A 22,120-nucleotide genomic window follows, 5' to 3' on the forward strand; every position below is an offset into this window, starting at 1 on the left:
GGGTGCACGCCCGACGGTGCGCATACAGGAAGCCCCGTCGCCGAGCGGCGACGGGGCTTCCGAATCGTGCACCCCCCGGGACTCGAACCCGGAACCTGCTGATTAAGAGTCAGATGCTCTGCCAGTTGAGCTAGAGGTGCAGGCGTTGACCAGAGCGGATCGCCAAGGAGCGAATCGCTCTGTGCAACGAGTGAAAACCTTAGCAGGACTTCTCGGCCATGTCCAAATCGGGGTAGAGGTCGTCGAGCTCGTCCATGAACTCGGACATGAACCGATGGAAGTCCTCGGCGTCCTCGCCCTGGTCCAGTTGGGCCATCCCGGAGTCGCTGAGGGGGCCGACATGCACGGTCGTGGCGGGGGAGACCTCGAACCACGTGCGGAATCCGGTCACGGACTCCACCTGGTACCCGCTGCCGGTGTCCGTCACGGTCGCCACGTTGTGGAAGTCCACCACGACGATGTCGTCGGCGCCGGTCGCCTGCGCGAGATCGCGCCGCTGCACGTCGACGGGGCACAGGACCAGCTCGCGCGGGGCGCGTCGATATCCGATCACGTACGGGGTGGCGCTGCCGGAGGGCTGGGCGAAGACCAGGTTGTAGTCGCCGTGGTTCATCACCTTGCGATCGAAGGCGCCGCGCAGCCGCCGCTGCAGAGAGTCGGAGTCCATACCGTCAATCTACGTGTCGAAGGTCTCATGGGGCGACTCGGTCGGTCTCGAGCGGATCACGATTTGCGGAGCTGATCCGACGGGGTGGACCGAGCAGCGGCTCGCGTTCCGACCAGGGTGTCCGCGATGTGAAACGGTTCGCCCGTGGCTGTGACCGGCGCCCTACCATGCGGACATGGACGCAGAGGCACAGCAGACCCCCGACACCACGCGCGAGAGCCGGCATGCGGCGGCCGACATGAAGCCCCGCTCCCGCGAGGTCACCGACGGGATCGCCCGGGCCCCGGCACGCGGCATGCTGCGCGCCGTCGGCATGGGCGACGAGGACTTCAACAAGGCCCAGATCGGCATCGCCTCGTCTTGGAACGAGGTCACCCCCTGCAACCTCTCCCTCGACCGCCTCGCGCAGGCCTCGAAGGAGGGCGTTCACGCCGCCGGGGCCTTCCCCCTGCAGTTCGGCACGGTCTCGGTGTCCGACGGCATCTCGATGGGACACGAGGGCATGCACTTCTCGCTCGTGTCCCGTGAGGTGATCGCCGACTCGGTCGAGACCGTCATGATGGCCGAGCGCCTCGACGGCTCGGTGCTGCTGGCCGGGTGCGACAAGTCCCTGCCCGGCATGCTCATGGCCGCCGCCCGCCTCGATCTGGCGAGTGTGTTCGTCTACGCCGGATCGATCATGCCCGGGGTCGCCCGCCTCGGCGACGGCACCGAGAGGCAGGTGACGATCATCGACGCCTTCGAAGCCGTCGGCGCGTGCGCCCGGGGTCTGATGAGCGAGGACGACCTCACCCGGATCGAGAAGTCCATCGCTCCGGGAGAGGGCGCGTGCGGCGGCATGTACACCGCCAACACGATGGCCTCGATCGGCGAGGCCCTGGGCATGTCCCTGCCCGGCTCGGCGGCGGCGCCGTCGGCCGACCGCCGCCGCGACGCGATCGCGCGCCGCTCGGGTGAGGCCGTCGTCGAGCTGATCCGGCAGGGCATCACCAGCCGCGACATCCTGACCCCACCGGCCTTCGAGAACGCGATCGCCGTGACCATGGCCTTCGGCGGCTCGACCAACGCCGTGCTGCACCTGCTCGCGATCGCCCGCGAGGCCGGCGTCGACCTGCGCCTGGCCGACTTCAACCGGATCGCCGACCGCGTGCCGCACATCGCGGACCTGAAGCCGTACGGCCAGCACGTCATGACCGACGTCGACCGCGTCGGCGGCGTGCCCGTGCTCATGAAGGCCCTGCTCGAGGAGGGGTTGCTGCACGGTGACGCGCTGACGGTCACCGGGCACACCCTCGCCGAGAACCTGGCCGAGCTGGACCCGGACCCGGTGGACGGGACGGTCATCCGGCGCATGGACGAGCCGATGCACCCCAACGGCGGCATCGCCGTGCTGCACGGTTCCCTGGCGCCCGAGGGTGCCGTGGTGAAGTCCGCCGGCTTCGACGCCGACGTGTTCGAGGGAACCGCCCGCGTGTTCGACCGCGAACAGGCCGCCATGGACGCGTTGCAGGCCGGCGCCATCACCGCCGGTGACGTCGTCGTGATCCGCTACGAAGGCCCGCGCGGCGGGCCCGGCATGCGCGAGATGCTGGCGATCACCGGCGCCATCAAGGGCGCGGGACTGGGCCGCGACGTGCTGCTGCTCACCGACGGACGCTTCTCCGGCGGCACGACGGGCCTGTGCATCGGCCACGTCGCGCCCGAGGCGGTCGACGGCGGACCGATCGGGCTCGTCGAGAACGGCGACCGCGTCCGCGTGGACATCGGCCGCCGTTCGATCGACCTGCTCGTGGAGGAGGCCGAACTGACCCGCCGCCGCGAGCGGTTCGAGCCGCTGCCGCCGCTGTTCACCACCGGCGTGCTCGGCAAATACGCCAAGCTCGTGCACTCCGCGGCCGAGGGGGCCCACCTCGGCTGAACCGCCGGGGCCCGCGGGCCCACCGGCACCCACCGCACGGAACCACCGACGTACCCGTCCTCGCCGGCGCGTCCTGCCGGCCCGCGGACACCGACCGAAGAGGTGCACCATGACCACGCCCATGACCGAGACCGCAGAGGCGGCTGAGCCGCGCACGAGCATCACCGGTTCCGAGGCCATCGTCCGCTCGCTCGAGAGCCTGGGCGTCACGGAGGTCTTCGGGCTGCCCGGCGGTGCGATCCTGCCGACCTACGACCCGCTCATGGACTCGCAGACCATCCGGCACGTGCTGGTGCGCCATGAGCAGGCCGCCGGCCACGCGGCGCAGGGCTATCACCTGGCCACGGGGCGCCCCGGTGTCGCACTGGCCACCTCCGGCCCCGGGGCGACGAACCTCGTCACCGCGATCGCCGACGCGCACATGGACTCGCAGGCCGTCGTGTTCGTCACGGGCCAGGTCGCCTCGAGCGCGATCGGCAGCGACGCCTTCCAGGAGGCGGACATCGTCGGCATCACCATGCCGATCACGAAGCACTCCCGCCTGGTCACCGACGCCACGCAGATCCCCGGGGCGCTCGCCGAGGCGTTCCACATCGCCTCCACCGGCCGTCCCGGACCGGTGCTCGTGGACGTCACCAAGGACGCGCAGAACGGTTCCCTCGACTTCGCGTGGCCGCCCGTCGTGGAGCTGCCCGGCTACCGCCCGGTGACGCAGGGGCACCCCAAGCAGATCGCGGCCGCCGTGGATCTGATGCGCGCGAGCCGACGCCCGGTGCTGTACGTCGGCGGCGGCGTCGCGCGGGCCGACGCGTCCGAGCAGCTGCGCGCGCTCGCCGAGCGCACCGGCTTCCCCGTCGTGACCACCCTGACCGCCCGCGGGGTGTTCCCGGACTCGCACCCGCAGCACCTGGGCATGCCCGGCATGCACGGCTCGGTGGCGGCGGTGTCGGCGCTGCAGCAGGCGGACCTGCTGGTGGCGCTCGGGGCGCGCTTCGACGACCGGGTCACCGGCCAGATCGACTCCTTCGCCCCCGGGGCGCAGGTGATCCACGTGGACATCGACCCGGCGGAGATCTCGAAGAACCGCCTGGCGGATGTGCCGATCGTCGGTGACGTCGGGCGGGTCATGCAGGCACTCGTGGCTCGGCTGGACTCCGAGGGCGACGGGGCGGAGCTCACCGACTGGTGGGCCGTGCTGGATCGAATGCGCTCGACCTATCCGCTGGGTTACACGCCCACCGAGGACGGGCTGCTCGCGCCGCAGCACGTCATCGAGCGCCTCAGTGCGCTGACCGGCCCCGAGGCCGTGTACGCGGCCGGTGTCGGACAGCACCAGATGTGGTCGGCGCAGTTCGTCCGGTACGAGCGGCCTCGCCAGTGGCTGAACTCGGCCGGCTTGGGGACGATGGGCTATGCCGTGCCCGCCGCGATGGGCGCCAAGGTCGGCCAGCCCGAACGCGTCGTCTGGGCGATCGACGGGGACGGCTGCTTCCAGATGACCAACCAGGAGCTGGCCACATGCGTCATCAACGACATCCCCATCAAGGTCGCCGTGATCAACAACTCCTCGCTCGGCATGGTGCGCCAGTGGCAGACCCTGTTCTACGACGGCCGCTACTCGAACACGGATCTGGACACCGGCCACGGCACCCGGCGCGTCCCGGACTTCGTCACGCTCGCGGACGCCTACGGGGCCCTCGGGCTGCGCTGCGAGCGGGAGGAGGACCTTGACGCGACGATCCGACGGGCGCTCGAGGTGAACGATCGTCCCGTCGTGGTCGACTTCGTGGTCTCGCGCGATGCCATGGTGTGGCCCATGGTGCCCGCCGGCGTGAGCAACGACGCGATCCAGGTGGCCCGCGGCCTGACCCCGGACTTCACCGATGAACAGGAGTGAGCCGATGAGCCAGCACCAGAGTCAGAACCGGCCGTCCGCCCCGGGCCACCGTTCGACGCAGGGCCCGCGTCCGACGCAGGGTCCTGGGCACGGCCGCATCGTCGAGCAGCGCGCGGCCGCCGGGCCCGTGCGACGTCACACCCTGTCCGTGCTGGTGCAGGACGTCCCCGGCGTGCTGACCCGCGTGGCCGGCCTGTTCGCCCGCCGCGCGTTCAACATCCACTCGCTCGCGGTGGGCGTCACCGAGGTGCCGGGCCTGTCCCGCATCACGGTCGTCGTCGAGGCCGACGAGCGCCTGCTCGAACAGGTCACGAAGCAGCTGCACAAGCTGATCAACGTGCTTAAGGTCGTCGAGCTGCCCGACGCCTCCTCCGTCCAGCGCGACCACCTGCTGGTCAAGGTCCGCACCGACTCGACCACACGCCCGCTCGTGGTTCAGGCCGCCGAGCTGTTCCGCGCCGGCGTCGTCGACGTGGCGCCCGGCTCGCTGACCCTCGAGGCCACCGGTTCGGCCGACAAGCTCAACGCCCTGCTGGCCATGCTCGAGCCCTACGGCGTGACGGAACTCGTGCGCTCCGGCACGCTGGGCCTGGCACGAGGCTCGAAGTCGCTGACCGACCGGGCCGGGCAACGTGGGTCCGCATGAGGCGGACCTGGCCGGCACCCGAACAGATCCCAGCCCAGAATCGACCAGTCCAGAACTGACCAGTCCAGACCGTCACTACCGAAGGAGCATCACCATGACCGCCACGACGTTCTACGATTCCGACGCGGACCTGTCCCTGATCCAGGGCCGCACCGTCGCCGTCATCGGCTACGGCTCGCAGGGCCACGCGCACGCGCTGTCCCTGCGCGACTGCGGCGTCGACGTCCGCGTGGGCCTGGCCGAGGGCTCGTCCTCGCGGACCAAGGCCGAGGCCGAGGGGCTGCGCGTGGTGGACGTCGCGACCGCCGCCGCCGAGGCCGACCTCATCATGATCCTGGTGCCCGACCAGGTGCAGGCCGAGGTCTACGACCGCGCCATCGCCGCCAACCTGCAGGACGGCGACGCGCTGTTCTTCGCCCACGGATTCAACGTGCGCTACGGCTACATCACCGCCCCCGACGGCGTGGACGTGGCGCTGGTCGCGCCGAAGGGCCCGGGCCACGTGGTGCGCCGCGAGTTCGAGGCCGGTCGCGGTGTCCCGGCGCTCGTCGCCGTCGAACAGGACGCCTCGGGTCAGGCCCGTGACCTCGCCCTCGCCTACGCCAAGGGTATCGGCGGCACCCGTGCCGGCGTCATCGAGACGACCTTCACGGAGGAGACCGAGTCGGATCTGTTCGGTGAGCAGGCCGTGCTCTGCGGCGGCGCCTCGCAGCTGGTCCAGTACGGCTTCGAGACTCTCGTCGAGGCCGGTTACCAGCCGGAGATCGCCTATTTCGAGGTGCTGCACGAGCTCAAGCTGATCGTGGACCTGATGGTGGAAGGCGGCCTGGCCAAGCAGCGCTGGTCGATCTCGGACACGGCCGAGTTCGGCGACTACGTCTCCGGTCCCCGCGTGATCGACCCGCGCGTGAAGGAGAACATGAAGGCCGTGCTGGGCGACATCCAGAGCGGCGCCTTCGCGCGGCGCTTCATGGACGACCAGAAGGCCGGGGCACCGGAGTTCGCGCGGCTGCGCCGGCAGGCCGAACAGCACCCGATCGAACAGACCGGCCGCCACCTGCGTCAGATGTTCGCGTGGCTCAAGGACTCCGACGACGACTACACCGAAGGCACCGCCGCGCGCTGAGACCGCCACCGGTAGCGTCCTCGAACGGCGCCGCCCCGCCGCCGCGTCGGCACGGGGCGGTGCCGAGCGGGGGTCGCTCACGCCCGTTCGGGCGCGCCCCACGCACGGCCGGGGCGCGGGCGCGACGGTAGACTCGCGCGGGTGATGCAGACGCGCGAACCCTTCTACGTGACCACGGCCATCCACTACCCGAACGGCGAGCCGCATATCGGCCACGCCTACGAGATGGTGGGCGCCGATGCGCTCGCGCGCTTCATGCGTCTGGACGACCGCGACGTGTTCTTCCTGACCGGGACCGATGAGCACGGCCAGAAGATGGCGCAGACCGCCGAGCGGGAGGGCGTCACCGCCCTGGAGCTGGCGACGCGCAACTCCGCGGCCTTCCGGCACATGGACGAGCAGGTCCTGCAGGTCAGCCATGACCGGTTCATCCGCACCACTGACGCGGACCACGCCGAGGCGGCCCGCGAAATCTGGCGGCGCATGGAGGCGAACGGCGACATCTACCTCGACCGCTACGCTGGGTGGTACTCTGTGCGCGACGAGCGCTTCTTCGCCGACGAGGAGACCGAGGTCGGCGAGGACGGGGTCCGTCGGGCCGTCGAAACCGGCACCGAGGTGTCCTGGACGGAGGAGGAGTCCTACTTCTTCCGCCTGTCGAAGTACCAGGGGCCGCTGCTGCGTTTCTATGAGCAGCACCCGGAGTTCGCGGCGCCGCGCACCCGCTTCAACGAGGTCATCCGTTTCGTGGAGTCCGGTCTGCAGGACCTGTCGATCTCCCGCACCAGCTTCGACTGGGGCATCGACGTGCCCGCGCCGCAGCACGCCGAGACGGGGCGCAGCGCCGCCGAGCACGTGATGTACGTGTGGGTGGACGCGCTGACGAACTACCTGACCGGCGTCGGCTTCCCGGACGAGGCCTCAGCGTCGTTCCGCCGCTACTGGCCGGCCGATGTGCACGTGATCGGCAAGGACATCTCCCGCTTCCACTGCGTGTTCTGGCCCGCGTTCCTCATGTCGGCTGGCATCGCCGCGCCGAAGCGCGTCATGATCCACGGCTTCCTGAACAACAACGGCGAGAAGATGTCCAAGTCGCTGGGCAATGTCGTCGCGCCGGCCGAGTGGGTCGAGCGCTACGGGCTCGATGCCGTGCGGTTCTTCCTCTTGCGCGAGTTCCCGTTCGGCCAGGACGGCTCCTACAGCCACGACGCGGTCGTCGGGCGCAAGAACGCGGACCTGGCGAACAACCTGGGCAACCTCGCCCAGCGCTCGCTGTCGATGGCGTTCAAGAACTGCGACGCCGCCGTGCCCGAGCCCGGTCAGCTGCAGGAGGCGGACCGGCAGATCCTCGCGCAGGTCGACGCGCTGCTCGGGCACGCCCGCGCCCACTACGCCGTGCAGGACTTCCACGGCAGTCTCGAGGAGACCTGGCGCGTGCTCGGTGAGGTCAACGCGTACTTCGCCGACCAGGCGCCGTGGGTGCTGCGCAAGACCGACGAGCCGCGCATGCGCACCGTGCTGTACGTGACTCTGCAGGCCGTGCGTCGAGTGGCGTTGCTGGTCCAGCCCGTGATGCCCGGCTCCGCCTCGCGTCTGCTCGATCTGCTGGGCGTGCCCGCCGCGGGCGACGCGGGCCGCACCGCCGCCTCGGGGCAGGGGCCCCGGTCCTTCGCCGCGTTCCATGACGACCTGCAGCCCGGCGCGGCGCTGCCCAAGCCCACGGGCGTGTTCCCGCGCCATGAGGAGCCGGCCGAGGGCTGATCTGCCGGCGGTGGCGCCGCCGCGCCGTCGTCCACCATGTGGATGGCGTTGTCCAGATGATGGCCGGCCCTCGCGAGTTCCGCCTAGCCTGCGAGGCATGAGCGAGAACATCGACACCCCTGCGTCGACCGTCACAGACCCGGCGGCCTCTCGTCACGAGGGCGCCGCGGCGGCCCGCACCGCCGCCGGCGGCCTCGATCTGGCCGTCATCGGCGGTGACGGCATCGGGCCCGAGGTCACCGCTCAGGCGCTGCGCATCCTGCAGGCCGCGCTCGTTGCCGAGGGCCGACCCGTCGCCGAGGTCACCGACTACGCTCTGGGCGCCGACCACTACACGGCGACGGGGCAGACGCTGACCGACGAGCAGCTCGCCGCTCTGCGCCGCCACGACGCGATCCTGTTCGGCGCGGTCGGGGCGGCCCCGCACGACCGTGCAGTGCCATCGGGGCTGATCGAGCGGGAGATCCTGTTGCGGTTGCGCTTCGCCCTCGACCACGCCGTCAACCTGCGGCCCACGCGGCTGTACCCGGGCGCCGTCAGCCCGCTGGCCGAGCCGGGAGAGATCGACTTCACCGTCGTGCGCGAAGGCACGGAGGGACCATACGTCGGCAACGGCGGATCGCTGCGCAGCGGCGGCGAGCACGAGATCGCGACCGAGGTCTCGGTGAACACCGCCCACGGCGTGCGCCGCGTGGTGGCCGACGCCTTCGCCCGAGCGGCCGCCTCACCACGCCGGCGCCTGACGCTGGTGCACAAGCACAACGTCCTCGTGCACGCCGGCCGGCTCTGGCGGCGCGTCGTCGACGAGGTCGCCGCCGAGCATCCCGAGGTCGACGTGGACTATCTGCATGTCGACGCCGCCACGATCCTCATGACGACCGACCCGGCGCGCTTCGACGTGATCGTCACCGACAACCTGTTCGGTGACATTCTCACGGACCTCGCCGCTGCGGTGGGCGGCGGCATCGGACTGGCCGCCTCCGGCAACATCAACGTGGCGGGCACGGCGCCGTCGATGTTCGAACCGGTGCACGGCTCCGCGCCGGACATCGCGGGCACGGGCACGGCCGATCCGATCGCGGCCATCCTCTCCGCCGCGATGCTGCTCGAGCATGTGGGGGAGTCGGCCGCGGCTCGGCGGGTCCGCGCAGCCGTGTGGTCTCACCTGGAGCATCGCGCGGCGACGGGGGCGGAGGTGCGCACCGAGGTCGTCGCCGACGACGTGCTCGCGCGGCTGGCCGGAGAAGCCACACCGACCCGGCGGGCGTGACGATCGACACGTCGAGAAGGCGGGCGGGCCTATGATCGAGACCGACAGCGCCGCCGGCGTCACCCGATCCACGTCAGGAGAGCATCATGACCGAGACCGTCTTCGCCCGTCACGAGCATCCCAACCCGACAAGCGCCGCCGAGCGCGCGGCGATCCTCGCGGAGCCCGGCTTCGGCAAGGACTTCACGGACCACATGGTCTCCATCGACTTCACTGCCGACCCCGACCACCCGGACGGCGGCTTGTGGCATGACGCGCGTGTCGAACCCTACGGCCCGATCAGTCTCTCGCCCGCGGCGTCCGTGCTCCACTACGGCCAGGAGATCTTCGAGGGCCTGAAGGCCTACCGGCACGCCGACGGGTCGATCTGGGCCTTCCGCCCGGAGGCGAACGCGGCCCGCCTGAACCGCTCCGCCGACCGGCTGGCCCTGCCCGTGCTGCCCGAGCGCCTGTTCCTCGACGCGATCGGTCAGCTCGTCCGGGCCGACCGGGACTGGGTGCCCGGCGGCGAGGGAGAAGCGCTGTACCTGCGTCCGTTCATGTACGCCTCGGAGGCCTTCCTGGGCGTGCGCGCGGCCAACGAGGTCGCGTTCAAGGTGATCGCCTCGCCCGCCGGGAACTACTTCGGCGGTGAGCTCAAGCCGGTGACGATCTGGGTCTCGCGCGACTACGCCCGCGCCGGCGTCGGCGGCACGGGCGCGGCCAAGTGCGGCGGCAACTACGCCGCTTCGCTCAAGGCGCAGCAGCAGGCCGCGGCGCACGGGGCCAACCAGGTGCTCTTCCTCGACCCCGCCCACGAGAACGCGGTCGAGGAGCTCGGTGGGATGAACGTGTTCTTCGTCTTCGCCGACGGCCGACTCGTCACCCCGCAGCTGACCGGCACGATCCTCGAGGGCGTCACCCGCTCATCGATCCTGCAGCTGGGCCGCGACATGGGGCTGACCGTCGAGCAGCGGCGCATCACCCTCGACGAGTGGGCCTCCGGCGTGCGCTCGGGCGAGATCACAGAGGTCTTCGCCTGCGGCACCGCAGCCGTGGTCACCCCCATCGGCCGGCTGCTGGACGGCGACGAGGTGATCGAGTCTGCCGGCGGCACCGAGACGACACTCGCCCTGCGGGAGCGCCTGCTCGGCATCCAGACCGGCGCCGTGGAGGACGAGCACGGCTGGATGCACCGACTCGTCTGATCCGGGCGAACGTCCGTCCGGCCGCTCGTCTCCCTGACCGACCGCCCGGCGCTGCGCGTGTTAGACAGATGACATCTGTGTTGCATGCGACAGTCTCGTCGTGTGAGATGGTCCATACTCTCACGTGTTGGAAATCTCAGGAAGGCGGTGCCCCATGGCCTCGCACACCTCTGCCTCCGCGGTCGGCGCGCACGAGGAGTCCTCGTCGCGCGCGTCGGGCGCGGACGCGCAGCTGCCGCCGGTCTCCGTCGAAGACCGGAAGCGCTTCACGCCCGTGTCGATCCTCGTCTGGGCGGTGGTCGCCCTGCTCGGCGGCGTCGCGTGGACGATGCTCGCGCTGCATCGAGGCGAAACGGTCAATGCGATCTGGTTCGTCTTCGCCGCGGTCTCGACCTTCGCGATCGGTTATCGGTTCTACTCGCGGTACGTGGAGCGGGCGATCGTCCGGCCCGATGACACCCGCGCGACTCCGGCCGAGTACAAGGCCGACGGCCGCGACTACGTCGCCACCGACCGCCGGGTGCTCTACGGTCACCACTTCGCCGCGATCGCCGGCGCCGGCCCGCTCGTCGGCCCGGTGCTCGCGGCGCAGATGGGCTACCTGCCCGGCACCATCTGGATCATCGTCGGCGTGATCCTCGCCGGCGCCGTCCAGGACTACCTCGTGCTGTTCTTCTCGATGCGTCGCGGCGGTCGCTCGCTGGGCCAGATGGCACGCGAGGAGCTCGGCGTCGTCGGCGGAACGGCCGCGATCATCGCGACCCTGCTGATCATGGTGATCATCACCGCGATCCTCGCGCTCGTGGTCGTCAACGCGCTGGGGGAGTCGCCGTGGGGCGTGTTCTCGGTGGGCATGACGATTCCGATCGCGTTGTTCATGGGCGTCTACCTTCGCTGGATCCGTCCGGGTCGCATCACCGAGATCTCCGTCATCGGCTTCGCGCTGCTGCTGGCCGCGATCGTCGCCGGCGGCTGGATCGCCGAGACGGAGTGGGGCGTCCAGCTGTTCACCCTCGAGCGCACCACGATCGCGTGGGCCGTCATCATCTACGGGTTCGTGGCCGCGGTGCTGCCGGTGTGGCTGCTGCTGGCGCCACGGGACTATCTCTCCACGTTCATGAAGATCGGCGTGATCGCCGGCCTGGCGGTCGCCATCGTGATCACCCAGCCGCAGATCGCCGCGCCCGCCATCAGCGAGTTCGCCGGCCGTGCCGACGGCCCGGTGTGGCCCGGGTCGCTGTTCCCGTTCCTGTTCGTCACCATCGCGTGCGGTGCCCTCTCCGGCTTCCACGCCCTGATCGCCTCGGGCACCACGCCGAAGATGGTCGAGAAGGAGCGGCAGACCCGTTTCATCGGTTACGGCGGCATGCTCATGGAGGCGTTCGTGGCGATCATGGCGCTCGTCGCCGCTGTCTCGATCGACCGTGGCATCTACTTCGCCATGAACTCTCCGACGGCGATGACCGGCGGCACCCCCGAGGGCGCGGTCGACTTCGTGATGTCCCTCGGCCTGGCCGGCGTCGATGTGACGCCCGAGCAGCTGACCGCCCTGGCCGGGCTGGTCGGCGAGGACACCGTGGTCTCCCGGACCGGCGGCGCCCCGACGCTCGCCGTCGGGCTCTCCATGATCATGGGGCAGCTCGTCGGTGGCGAAGCCATGATGGGCTTCTGGTACCACTTCGCCATCATGTTCGAGGCGCTGTTCATCCTTACCGCCGTCGATGCCGGCACCCGTGTCGCCCGCTTCATGCTGCAGGACACCCTCGGCAACGTGGCGCCGCGGTTCCGGGACGTGAACTGGCGGCCCGGGGCATGGCTGTGCACCGCGATCATGGTGGCCGCGTGGGGCGCCGTGCTCATCATGGGCGTCACCGATCCGCTCGGGGGCATCAACACCCTGTTCCCGCTGTTCGGCATCGCCAATCAGCTGCTCGCCTCGATCGCACTGGCCGTCGTGCTGACGATCGTCGCCCGGCGCGGCCACGCCCGAGGCTTGTGGATCGTGGCGCTGCCGCTGGCGTTCATCACGGTCGTCACGACTGTGGCGAGCATGCAGAAGATCTTCTCGCCCGTCCCCGCGGTGGGCTATTGGGCTCAGCACGCCGCCTTCAAGGACGCGCTGGCCCGGGGCGAGACCAGCTTCGGTGCGGCCTCCTCGACTGAGGCCATGGAAGCGGTCGTCCGCAACACCTTCGTCCAGGGAACGCTCTCGATCCTGTTCCTGGTCCTTGCCCTGACCGTCATCATCACCTCGGTGCTCGCGGCCGTGAAGGCCCTGCGCTCCGGTGAGGTCGTGGACCGTCAGGACCCCTACGCGCCCTCGCAGCGCTTCGCGCCGGCCGGGCTATTCGCCACGGCCGAAGAGAAGGAGCTCCAGCGGCAGTGGGACGCGCTGCCGGCCGAGCGGCAGCCGGTCCGGGGTCACTGACGTGCACCACCCACACACGAGGCCGGTCGGGCCCCGCGCCGCGCGGGGCCCGACCGGCCCGTCCGGGCCCGGCCTCTGGCCCCGGATCCGCTGGTGGCTGCGCCAGCTCTCGGGGGAGGGGAAGTACGACGCGTACCTCGCCCATCATCGGGCGCAGCACCCGGATGAGGCCCCGATGACCGAGCGCGAATTCTGGCGTTCCGAGTACGCCCGGCAGGACGCGAACCCCGGCAGCCGCTGTTGCTGAGGCAGCGACCGGCGCCATGCCGGCCACGCCGACCGATGCGTAGAGTTGGGCCCATGCGCATCGCACGTTTCGTAGACCAGGACGACCCCCAGTACGGCATCGTCGAGGGCGAGCCCGGCGCCGAGCGGATCACCGCGCTCGTCGGCGACCCGTTCTTCCACGGCGTCCAACCCGCCGGCGCCTCGCACGCCCTGGAGGAGGTGCGCCTGGTCGCCCCGATCATCCCGCGCTCCAAGGTGATCGGCGTCGGGCGCAACTGGGCCGATCACGCCGCCGAACTGGGCAACGAGACTCCGACGAGCCCCCAGTTCTTCTTCAAGCCCAACACCGCCGTGGTGGGGCCGGGGGAGCCGGTGACCCTGCCGAGCTTCTCCGAGGAGGTCTCCTACGAGGCGGAGCTGGCTGTGGTGATCGGCACCATTTGCAAGGAGGTGCCGCTCGAACGCGTCAAGGACGTCGTGTTCGGATACACCGTGGCCAACGACCTCACCGCGCGTGATGCGCAGCGCACCGACCTGCAGTGGGCGCGCGCCAAGGGCTTCGACGGCGCCTGTCCGCTGGGCCCGTGGATCGAGACGGACCTGGATGTCGAGGCCGGCGTGCGGATCACCACCACCGTCAACGGTCAGACGGTGCAGGACGGCACCACGGACGACATGATCTTCTCGGTCGCCGAGATCGTCGCCGCCGCGTCCGAGGCATTCACGCTGCTGCCCGGGGACGTGATCCTCACCGGGACCCCAGCTGGGGTGGGCCTGGTCGGTGAGGGCCAGTCCGTGAGCGTCGCCGTCGAGGGGATCGGAGAGTTCTCGACGCCGTTCCGGCGCTGAGGCCCTGGCGGCTCTCGGGCTAACGGCGCCGCGAGCGGGCATAGACTTGAGGGCATCATGACTGATTCCTCCGCCACCCCCGTGTCCGCCGCCGATCTTCCCGCCGGGCCGCCGCAGGCCGCCAGCGCCGACGTCCCTCAGGTGGACGAGAGCACCCCGGTGCGTGTGCGCTTCTGCCCGTCACCGACCGGTACCCCGCACGTCGGTCTGATCCGCACGGCCCTGTTCAACTGGGGCTGGGCGCGCCACACGGGCGGGAAGCTGGTCTTCCGCATCGAGGACACCGACGCCAAACGCGACTCGGAAGAGTCGTATCAGCAGCTGCTCGAGGCCATGCGCTGGCTCGGCATCGACTGGGACGAGGGCGTCGAGACCGGTGGCCCCCACGAGCCCTACCGTCAGTCTCAGCGCGGTGAGATCTACCGCGAGGTCATCGAGAAGCTCAAGGCCGGCGGCCACATCTACCCGTCGTACACCACCGCCCAGGAGACGGAAGAGCGTCACAAGGCCGCGGGGCGGGACCCGAAGCTCGGCTATGACGGTTTCGACCGCGAGCTGACCGCCGAGCAGATCGCCGCCTACGAGGCTCAGGGGCGCACGCCGGTCTGGCGTCTGCGCATGCCGGACGAGGACATCACCTTCACGGACCTGGTCCGCGGTGAGATCACCTTCGCCGCCGGCTCGGTGCCGGACTATGTGGTCGTGCGTGCCGACGGCTCCCCGCTGTACCCGCTGGTGAACCCCGTCGACGATGCGCTCATGGGCGTCACCCACGTGTTGCGCGGCGAGGACCTGCTCTCGTCCACGCCCCGGCAGATCGCTCTGTACCGCGCCCTCTACGCGATCGGCGTCGCCGAGTACATGCCGGTGTTCGGCCACCTGCCGTACGTCATGGGCCAGGGGAACAAGAAGCTCTCCAAGCGAGACCCGCAGGCCAATCTGTTCCATCACCGGGACAACGGCTTCATCCGGGAGGGCCTGCTCAACTACCTCGCGCTGCTGGGCTGGTCGCTCTCGGCGGACGAGGACATCTTCACCCCCGAGCAGTTCGTCGAGCACTTCGACGTCCACACGGTCCTGGCGAACCCGGCCCGCTTCGACGAGAAGAAGGCTGTGGCCATCAACGGCACGCACATCCGCATGCTCGACGGCGAGGACTTCCGCTCCCGGCTGGTGCCTCATCTGCGGGCGGCCGGCCTCGTGGACCAAGAGCTCACGACGAGGCAGGAACGGGTGCTCGAGGCCGCCGCACCGCTCGTGCAGGAGCGGGTCCAGCTGCTCGGCGAGGCCGTGGACATGCTGGCCTTCCTCTTCCACGACGATGAACAGATCACGACCGCGGAGGGAGCGCTGAAGGGGATGCCGCAGGAGTTGGCCGGTGCCGTGCGCGCCGCGCGCTCTGCCCTGGCCGATCTGCCCGCCGACGGCTTCACCACGGAGGCGGTCGAGGCAGCCCTGCGCACGGCGTTGGTCGAGGGGCTCGGGCTCAAGCCGCGCCAGGCCTTCGGTCCCGTGCGCGTCGCGGTGACCGGTAAGAAGGTGTCACCGCCGCTGTTCGAGTCCCTCGAGATCCTGGGTCGCGCTTCCGCACTCGCGCGGCTGGACCGTTTCGCGACGGAGCAGGGCCTGACGGTCTGAGCCGGGCGGAGGGGGCGCGGACCGGCCGCGATGAGGCTGATTTTGCATCGTCGCGGTCGGTCGTGTAGAGTTCTTACTCGTTGCCGGGAGCGATCCGCCGGTGACCGATTGTTGAATAATGAGCTGACGGAAAAGCATAGTGCTTGTCAGCAATGGGGTATGGTGTAATTGGCAACACGACGGTTTCTGGTACCGTTATTCTAGGTTCGAGTCCTGGTACCCCAGCGAGAATGGTGCGGTGACACATCGCCCAGCCTCATGCGGCCCCATCGTATAGCGGCCTAGTACGCCGCCCTCTCACGGCGGTAACGCGGGTTCGAATCCCGCTGGGGTCACGCTCGTGATACAGCCCCGTTCCTTCTGGAACGGGGCTGCTCTCGTGTCTGACGCAATGTCTGTCTGACGCCGAGTCCTTGATGCCCCGTCCGCGAGGGGAGGGCGTACACGGTCTGGTGACACTGCTGGGCTGCTGATTTTGCTTTCCGGTCTGGTCCGTGCTAGAGTTCTCAAGTCCGGTTCGAGGCGGCGCGGAAAGTCCCGCGTCATCGACGCGACCGGCAGTGACATGGCCCCATCGTATAGCGGCCTAGTACGCCGCCCTCTCACGGCGGTAACGCGGGTTCGAATCCCGCTGGGGTCACCACAGGTGACGACACGCCCCGGTTCTGCACAGGATCGGGGCGTGTCTCGTTTTCACCATGAGCTCGCTGTCTCGACGGGTCGCTCGGACCGCGACCGCTCGCGAGCCCGGAACCGGCCCGCAACCGCCCCCTCGTCCTGGCGGGCCCTTCTGCCATGATGGGGCCGTGCATACCGACACCTCCGCCTCCACCGGCCGCCCGGACCAGGTCCTCACGCGAGTCGAGGACGTCAAGGACCACCTCAACTCCGTCGACCTGCGACTGCAGACGCCGACCGCCGATGAGGACCGCGCCCTGCTCGAGCGCACTCGGCACCAGATCGACGACTACGTCCTACCGCGGCTGGCCTCCCTCGACGCTCCGTTGCTCGCCGTCGTCGGAGGCTCAACCGGAGCGGGCAAGTCCACGCTCGTCAACGCCCTGGTCGGCCATGAGGTCTCGCGTTCTTCGGCGCTGCGCCCCACGACTCGCCAGCCGCTGCTGCTGCACCACCCGGACGACGCCGCGTGGTTCGAAGGGCCCCGGATCCTGCCCGACCTCGCCCGGGTGCACGTGCACCGCGACGCCTCCGCCGGCCCCGTCGACCCCGATGGCGGGTCGATGGACTCGGTCGCTCTGGTCTCCGAGCCAGCGCTGCGTCCGGGGGTGGCGATCGTCGACGCCCCGGACATCGACTCGGTCGCCGACGCCAACCGTGCTCTCTCTCGTCAGCTGCTCGAGGCCGCGGATCTGTGGATCTTCACCACCACCGCGCACCGTTATGCCGACGCCGTGCCGTGGGAGCTGCTGGGCGAGGCGGCCCGGCGAGACATCACGGTCGCCGTCGTGCTGGGGCGGGTGCCCGAGGGCACGGGCGAGCAGATCACCGGTCACCTGCATCAGATGCTCGCCCAGCGCGGGCTCGCCGGCTCCGACGTTTACGTCATCCCGGAGACACGCTTCGACGAGCGTGGGCTGCTCCCGGACCGGCATGTGGCTGCGCTGCGCGACTGGCTCGCCGGGCTGGCCGATGACGCCCAGGCCCGCTCTGAGGTGGCTCGGCGGACCGTGGACGGCGTCCTGGCTCAGCTCGCCGACCGGCTCGGTGCCGTGGCACGGGCAGAACACGGGCAGATCGAGACCGTCGAGGCGCTGCGGGCCGTCGTCCGCGAGCGGGCCGATCACGCTGCCGAGGTCGTCGCGGCGGCGACCTCCGACGGGACTCTGCTGCGCGGGGAGGTGCTCGCGCGCTGGCAGGACTTCGTCGGCACCGGTGAGTTCTTCCGGGGCCTCGAGTCGGCCATCGGCCGGGTCCGTGACCGGCTGACCTCGATCGTGAAGGGACGTCCGGCGCCGCCCGAACAGGTGGAGACTGCGCTCGAGACCGGACTGCAGGCCGTCATCGTGGAGGCCGTCGCGGACGCGGCCGAACAGATCGAGCGCCGGTGGCGCAGCGACCCGGCCGGACGCGCCCTGCTCGAGGGTCGCGACTACGGAGCGCTGCCCGAGGGCTTTAGCGAGTCGGCGGCGCAGACGATCCGAGCGTGGCAGTCCGATGTGCTCGCGCTGATCGAGCAGGAGGGCGCCGGCCGTCGCACCCGAGCACGCCTGGCCGCGTTCGGCGTCAACGGTGCAGCCGTGGCCCTGATGATCCTGTCGTTCGCCTCCACCGGCGGTCTCGCGGGCCTGGAGGTCGGCATCGCCGGCGGCGCGGGCGTGGTCGGGCAGAAGCTGCTCGAATCGATCTTCGGGGAGGACGCCGTGCGACGCATGGCTCGCATCGCCAATGAGCGCCTGCAGGAGCGCGTGACGACGCTCGTCGAGGGCGCCCTCGACGATCGGTTCCTCCCGCTGCTGGCCCGTGAGCGGGGCGCCGAGGACGTGGCTGCGCTGGCCGCGCACGAGTCCGCTCTGCGCGCGGGGTTGGGCGGGGAGCCCCTCGCCGCCGGGGGCGCGATCGATGCGGCAGACATCACCGAAGGCGGTGAGCGCGCATGATCCGCGGCGGCGTCACATCCCGGCCCGAGCCCACGCTGACCGCCCGGCTCGAGGCGCTCACGGAGGCGGCCGAGCTAGCGGAGGACCGGCTGCCGGAGGCGAGCCTGCGCGCCGCCCGCGACGCGGCCGTCGCGGCGGGAGAGCGCACGTCCCTGTCGGCCGAGCACACGGTCGTGGGCTTCTTCGGCGCCACCGGTTCCGGCAAGTCGTCGCTGTTCAACGCACTGACCGGCCGGGAGCTGGCGCGGGTCGCCGCGACGAGGCCCACCACCTCCGAGCCGCTGGCCGCCGTCTGGGGCGTGGGACGCAGGAAGGACGACTCGGCCGCGGCCACCGACGGCACGGGCGAGGGCGGCGGCGTCGCCGCGCTGCTCGACTGGCTCGGCGTGCAGGACCGTCATCTGCTCGACGACGCCCCGGTGCTCGACCAGGGCCGGCGCGGGTTCCTCGGGCTCGGTCGTCGCGAGGGTGCCGATCCCAGCGGCCTCGTCCTGCTTGACCTGCCGGACATCGACTCGATCGCCCGGGCTCACCGTGAGGTCACGCAGCGCCTCGCCGGCCACGTCGACGTGCTCGTGTGGGTCGTCGATCCGGAGAAGTACGCCGACGCGGTCCTCCACCAGCAGTTCCTCGCCGGGATGGGCACCCACGAGGCGGTCACGCTCGTCGTGCTCAACCAGGTCGACCGTCTCTCCGTGCGTGATCGCGACGACGTCATGGCGTCGCTGCGTCAGATGCTCACGGGCCACGGCCTCGGCCAGGTCCGCGTGCTCGGCGCCTCGGCCCGCACCGGGGAGGGCCTCGACGAGCTCGGGGCCGCTCTGGCCGCGGCCGCGGCCGAGCGCACTGCCGCGGCGCAGCGCCTGGGCGCCGATGTCGCCGCCCACGCCGCCGCGCTTGAGGCCGCCTCAGGCGAGGGCGAACCGGCCGGTGTGGCCGAGACGGCCGCGGCCCGGCTGGGGGAGGACCTAGGTCACGCCGGCGGCGTCCCGGCCGTCGTGCGAGCCGTCGAGGCGTCGTACACCTTGCGCTCCACCCGGCAGACCGGCTGGCCGCCGCTGCGCTGGCTGCATCGCTTCCGCGCCGATCCGCTGCGACGCCTGCACCTGATGCCGGAGCGTCCCGCCGCGGGGCGCCGCCGCGGGGACGGGGACGAGCACGACCCGCGGGTTCACCGCACGTCCTTGCCCGAGCGCACCGGCACCCAGACGGCCGTGGTCGACGCCGGCGTGCGTCGCCTCGTGGACGAGGCGAGCGCGGGAGCGCCGGAGCCCTGGGTCGCCGCCGTGCGGCGCGCCGGGCGTTCACGACGCGATGAGCTGCCCGATGCCGTTGACCAGGCCATCGCCGGCGCGGATCTGAAGGCCGGGCGCGGCTCGTGGTGGTGGCCGGTGTGGAACCTGATGCAGTGGCTCGTGCTGCTCACGGCCGTCGTCGGAGCCGGATGGCTGGGCCTGTTGGCTCTGGCGGCATACTTGCAGTTCCGCCTGCCACCCGCTCCTGCCGTCGAAGGGTTCCCGATCCCGACGCTGCTGCTGTTCGGCGGGCTCGCGCTCGGACTGCTGCTGTGGCTTCTGGCCGTGCCCCTGACCCGGCTCGCGGCCCGCTCGCGCGGCCGGCGCGCACGTCGGCAGCTGCTGACCCGCACCGAAGACGTCGGGCGCCGCCTCGTGATCGAACCGGTCGAGGACGAGCTGTCCCGCTTGGCGGCCTTCCGCGCCGCGATCGCCCGAGCCCAGGGGAGGACGGACCGCGTCGCCGGCAGCGCCCGAGCTCCACGCCGTGGCGGCCGACGCAGCTGAGCCGATGAGTGCGCGTTCCGAGGCCACGGCGGAGCCCTGGGTCACCGTCGGTGAGGTCGACGAGGCTGCCGTGGTCGCTGCCATCGACCGGCGTTTCCGCGTGCTTGTGCGCGAGCGGCCGTGGCCGTCGCACGCCGTCGGTCCGGGGGACGACGCCGCCCTCGTGCCCGCGGGCCAGGCCGGGGTGCTCGTCTCGACCGACGCCATGGGCGAGGGCACGGACTTCCTGCACCGTTGGCCCGCCGGGGTGCGCACCCGGGGCCACGACGTCGGGTTCAAGGCGGCCGCACAGAACCTCTCTGACATCAACGCCATGGGCGGCCGGGCCACCGCGCTGGTCAGCGCCGTGAGCGTCCCGGCAGACACCACGGTGCGCTGGCTCGCCGACGTGGCCGGGGGGATGACCGCTGCCGTGCGCGCCCTTGGCGCTGAGCGCTGCCGGCTCGCCGGCGGAGATCTGGGCACGGCGCAGCGTGCGCAGATCGTCGTCACCGCGCTGGGCGATCCCGCCGCCGCGGGGGTGCTGCGTCGGGCGGCCCGCCCTGCCCCCCACGGGCAGGACGGCGCCGCCCCGGATGAGCTGCTGCTCGTGCACGCCGGCACGAATGTGGGGTGGGCGGCGGCCGGACTGGCCCTGTTGCTGACTCCGCGCGCCGACCTGCAGCGACGCCATGCCCGGCTGCCGGCCGACGCCCGTCCCGGGGCGCGCGAGATCGCCCGTGCGGTGCGCGGACAGCTGCGTCCGCATCCGCCGCTGTGGGCGGGACCGGCCGCGGCGGGCCGACTGGTCTGCGCCCTCGACGTCTCCGACGGGCTGGGCCGCGACGCCACGCGCTTGGCCGAGGCCAACGGCATGACGGCCTGGCTGGATCGTCGGTGGGTGGCGGCCCGGGCCGAAGAGCTGGCCCGGCTGGGCCGGCTGTGCGACGCCGACCCGCGTTCGTGGGTGGTCAGCGGCGGCGAGGACTACGGGCTGCTGGGTGCCGCGGCATCACTGCAGGAGGTACCGGAGGGCTTCAGTGTGATTGGTCGGCTCCGCCGTGGCGGGGACTCCGGTCCGGACGGACACGAGCGCGTGCGGGCCGAGGGGTGGGACCACTTCGGCTGAGTCCGCGGCCTGCTCTGCGCTCAGTCCTCTCCCGAGCGCAGCAGCTCGGTGAGGCGGGCCCCGGCCGAGACCACCGCGTCCGCGTGCCGCCGGCCGGGCTGACGCGTCAGCCGCTCGAGGGGGCCGGAGATGGACACCGCCGCGATCACGCGACCGCTGGGCCCGCGCACCGGCGCGGACACCGACGCCACGCCCCGCTCCCGCTCGGCGAGCGACTGCGCCCAGCCGCGGCGCCGCACGGCCGCGAGGACCGTGGGTGTGAACACCGCTTCGTCGAGACCCTCCACCAGTCGGTCGTGGTCCTCCCAAGCGACCAGCACCTGGGCGGCCGAGCCGGCCTTCATCGACATCCGCGTTCCCACCGGGATCGTGTCGCGCAGTCCGACGGGCCGCTCGGCGCTGGCCACGCACACGCGCGAGTCCGCCTGGCGACGGAACACCTGGGCGCTCTCACCCGTCGCGTCGCGCAGCCAGAGCAGCACGGGTCCGGCGACGGAGGTCAGTCGATCCTCGCCCGCGGCCGAGGCGAGCTCGGTCAGCCGGGAGCCGAGAACGTACCGGCCGTGCAGGTCCTTGCCCACGAGGCGGTGGTGCGCCAGGGCGCCCGCGAGCCGATGCAGCGTCGGCCGTGCGATGCCCGTGGCCTCGACGAGGCCGGCGAGGGTCGCCGGCCCTGACTCGAGGGCGTCGAGGATCGCGGCGGACTTGTCGACCACGCCGACGCCGCTGGGCGTGCGGCGCACGGCGGACGGGTCCGCAGGCTGCGGAGCGTGTGGCGAGGGACTCATGGGATGAGAATAGCCACGTGGTCTCGATGCCCCGGCACTCATGACGCCGTGACCGTCATTCGAGACGGGTATCCATGATGTGAGACATTCCGCCGCCGGTCTCGACCCGTGCACGCCGACCGCCAAGCATGGCCGTCAGGTCAGCACGCGTCGCCGCCCCCGCGATGCCACCACCGGAGCGGTGACGCC

General features: G+C 71.2%; 16 protein-coding genes and 4 tRNA genes. 17 read left to right on the forward strand and 3 right to left on the reverse strand.

Features of this window, described 5'->3' with window-relative positions; all coding sequences use genetic code 11:
• Window positions 1-67: 67 nt before the first annotated feature.
• Window positions 68-140, reverse strand: a tRNA-Lys gene (locus tag HDA30_RS02510).
• A 59-nt stretch (window positions 141-199) separates the two neighbouring features.
• Window positions 200-667 (reverse strand): hypothetical protein, encoded by a 468-nt coding sequence (locus tag HDA30_RS02515; RefSeq protein ID WP_184241017.1) that lies wholly within the window; start codon window positions 665-667, stop codon window positions 200-202.
• 175 nt (window positions 668-842) lie between these two features.
• On the opposite strand from HDA30_RS02515, the gene ilvD reads away from it, so the two are divergent.
• The 17 genes from ilvD to HDA30_RS02600 all read left to right on the forward strand — a co-directional run bounded on the left by ilvD (window position 843) and on the right by HDA30_RS02600 (window position 21,143).
• Window positions 843-2,585 (forward strand): dihydroxy-acid dehydratase, encoded by a 1,743-nt coding sequence (gene ilvD / locus HDA30_RS02520; protein WP_184241018.1) that lies wholly within the window; start codon window positions 843-845, stop codon window positions 2,583-2,585.
• A 73-nt stretch (window positions 2,586-2,658) separates the two neighbouring features.
• The gene (locus tag HDA30_RS02525) at window positions 2,659-4,482 is read left to right on the forward strand and encodes an acetolactate synthase large subunit (RefSeq protein WP_425488398.1); all 1,824 of its coding nucleotides are present in this window, start codon (window positions 2,659-2,661) and stop codon (window positions 4,480-4,482) included.
• A 127-nt stretch (window positions 4,483-4,609) separates the two neighbouring features.
• Window positions 4,610-5,128, forward strand: coding sequence for an acetolactate synthase small subunit (gene ilvN, locus HDA30_RS02530; protein WP_158496151.1), 519 nt, complete (start codon window positions 4,610-4,612; stop codon window positions 5,126-5,128).
• Between the two features lie 94 nt (window positions 5,129-5,222).
• The gene (ilvC, locus tag HDA30_RS02535) at window positions 5,223-6,254 is read left to right on the forward strand and encodes a ketol-acid reductoisomerase (RefSeq protein WP_158495687.1); all 1,032 of its coding nucleotides are present in this window, start codon (window positions 5,223-5,225) and stop codon (window positions 6,252-6,254) included.
• Window positions 6,255-6,398: 144 nt separating this feature from the next.
• A complete protein-coding gene (metG, locus tag HDA30_RS02540; protein ID WP_184242295.1) occupies window positions 6,399-8,015 on the forward strand; it encodes a methionine--tRNA ligase in 1,617 nt (538 codons plus the stop codon).
• Between the two features lie 97 nt (window positions 8,016-8,112).
• The gene (locus HDA30_RS02545) at window positions 8,113-9,285 is read left to right on the forward strand and encodes a 3-isopropylmalate dehydrogenase (protein WP_184241020.1); all 1,173 of its coding nucleotides are present in this window, start codon (window positions 8,113-8,115) and stop codon (window positions 9,283-9,285) included.
• A gap of 86 nt (window positions 9,286-9,371) precedes the next feature.
• Window positions 9,372-10,472, forward strand: a complete 1,101-nt coding sequence (locus HDA30_RS02550; protein WP_184241021.1) for a branched-chain amino acid aminotransferase — start codon at window positions 9,372-9,374, stop codon at window positions 10,470-10,472.
• 154 nt (window positions 10,473-10,626) lie between these two features.
• On the forward strand, window positions 10,627-12,900 hold the full coding sequence (locus tag HDA30_RS02555; RefSeq protein ID WP_184241022.1) for a carbon starvation CstA family protein: 2,274 nt from the start codon (window positions 10,627-10,629) through the stop codon (window positions 12,898-12,900).
• A 1-nt stretch (window position 12,901) separates the two neighbouring features.
• On the forward strand, window positions 12,902-13,147 hold the full coding sequence (locus HDA30_RS10360) for a CstA-like transporter-associated (seleno)protein (protein ID WP_158495691.1): 246 nt from the start codon (window positions 12,902-12,904) through the stop codon (window positions 13,145-13,147).
• 53 nt (window positions 13,148-13,200) lie between these two features.
• Complete coding sequence (locus HDA30_RS02565) at window positions 13,201-13,977, forward strand: fumarylacetoacetate hydrolase family protein (RefSeq protein ID WP_184241023.1); 777 nt, start codon at window positions 13,201-13,203, stop codon at window positions 13,975-13,977.
• Between the two features lie 57 nt (window positions 13,978-14,034).
• Window positions 14,035-15,615 (forward strand): glutamate--tRNA ligase, encoded by a 1,581-nt coding sequence (gene gltX, locus HDA30_RS02570; protein WP_184241024.1) that lies wholly within the window; start codon window positions 14,035-14,037, stop codon window positions 15,613-15,615.
• Window positions 15,616-15,768: 153 nt separating this feature from the next.
• Window positions 15,769-15,840 (forward strand) — tRNA-Gln (locus HDA30_RS02575).
• Window positions 15,841-15,877: 37 nt separating this feature from the next.
• Window positions 15,878-15,950: transfer RNA gene (locus tag HDA30_RS02580), tRNA-Glu, on the forward strand.
• Between the two features lie 232 nt (window positions 15,951-16,182).
• Window positions 16,183-16,258: transfer RNA gene (locus HDA30_RS02585), tRNA-Glu, on the forward strand.
• A 163-nt stretch (window positions 16,259-16,421) separates the two neighbouring features.
• Window positions 16,422-18,233, forward strand: coding sequence for a dynamin family protein (locus HDA30_RS02590; protein ID WP_343059275.1), 1,812 nt, complete (start codon window positions 16,422-16,424; stop codon window positions 18,231-18,233).
• Window positions 18,230-20,035 carry a GTPase gene (locus HDA30_RS02595; RefSeq protein ID WP_184241026.1) on the forward strand — a complete coding sequence of 602 codons (1,806 nt, stop codon included), beginning with the start codon at window positions 18,230-18,232 and terminating at the stop codon, window positions 20,033-20,035. Before HDA30_RS02590 ends, HDA30_RS02595 begins: the two co-directional genes overlap by 4 nt.
• 4 nt (window positions 20,036-20,039) lie before the next feature.
• A complete protein-coding gene (locus HDA30_RS02600; RefSeq protein ID WP_184241027.1) occupies window positions 20,040-21,143 on the forward strand; it encodes a thiamine-phosphate kinase in 1,104 nt (367 codons plus the stop codon).
• A 20-nt stretch (window positions 21,144-21,163) separates the two neighbouring features.
• On the opposite strand, the gene HDA30_RS02605 is transcribed toward HDA30_RS02600, so the two are convergent.
• Window positions 21,164-21,931, reverse strand: a complete 768-nt coding sequence (locus tag HDA30_RS02605; RefSeq protein WP_158495697.1) for an IclR family transcriptional regulator — start codon at window positions 21,929-21,931, stop codon at window positions 21,164-21,166.
• Window positions 21,932-22,120: the final 189 nt, after the last annotated feature.

The organism is Micrococcus cohnii, from assembly GCF_014205175.1.
In the GTDB taxonomy this organism is placed as follows: Bacteria; Actinomycetota; Actinomycetes; order Actinomycetales; family Micrococcaceae; genus Micrococcus; species Micrococcus cohnii.

Coding starts and splice junctions, on each gene's coding strand:
- HDA30_RS02515 (WP_184241017.1), bottom strand. CDS start 667: ATGGACTCCGACTCTCTGCAGCGGCGGCTGCGCGGCGCCTTCGATCGC.
- ilvD (WP_184241018.1), top strand. CDS start 843: ATGGACGCAGAGGCACAGCAGACCCCCGACACCACGCGCGAGAGCCGG.
- ilvC (WP_158495687.1), top strand. CDS start 5,223: ATGACCGCCACGACGTTCTACGATTCCGACGCGGACCTGTCCCTGATC.
- metG (WP_184242295.1), top strand. CDS start 6,399: ATGCAGACGCGCGAACCCTTCTACGTGACCACGGCCATCCACTACCCG.
- HDA30_RS02545 (WP_184241020.1), top strand. CDS start 8,113: ATGAGCGAGAACATCGACACCCCTGCGTCGACCGTCACAGACCCGGCG.
- HDA30_RS02550 (WP_184241021.1), top strand. CDS start 9,372: ATGACCGAGACCGTCTTCGCCCGTCACGAGCATCCCAACCCGACAAGC.
- HDA30_RS02555 (WP_184241022.1), top strand. CDS start 10,627: ATGGCCTCGCACACCTCTGCCTCCGCGGTCGGCGCGCACGAGGAGTCC.
- HDA30_RS02565 (WP_184241023.1), top strand. CDS start 13,201: ATGCGCATCGCACGTTTCGTAGACCAGGACGACCCCCAGTACGGCATC.
- gltX (WP_184241024.1), top strand. CDS start 14,035: ATGACTGATTCCTCCGCCACCCCCGTGTCCGCCGCCGATCTTCCCGCC.
- HDA30_RS02595 (WP_184241026.1), top strand. CDS start 18,230: ATGATCCGCGGCGGCGTCACATCCCGGCCCGAGCCCACGCTGACCGCC.
- HDA30_RS02600 (WP_184241027.1), top strand. CDS start 20,040: ATGAGTGCGCGTTCCGAGGCCACGGCGGAGCCCTGGGTCACCGTCGGT.
- HDA30_RS02605 (WP_158495697.1), bottom strand. CDS start 21,931: ATGAGTCCCTCGCCACACGCTCCGCAGCCTGCGGACCCGTCCGCCGTG.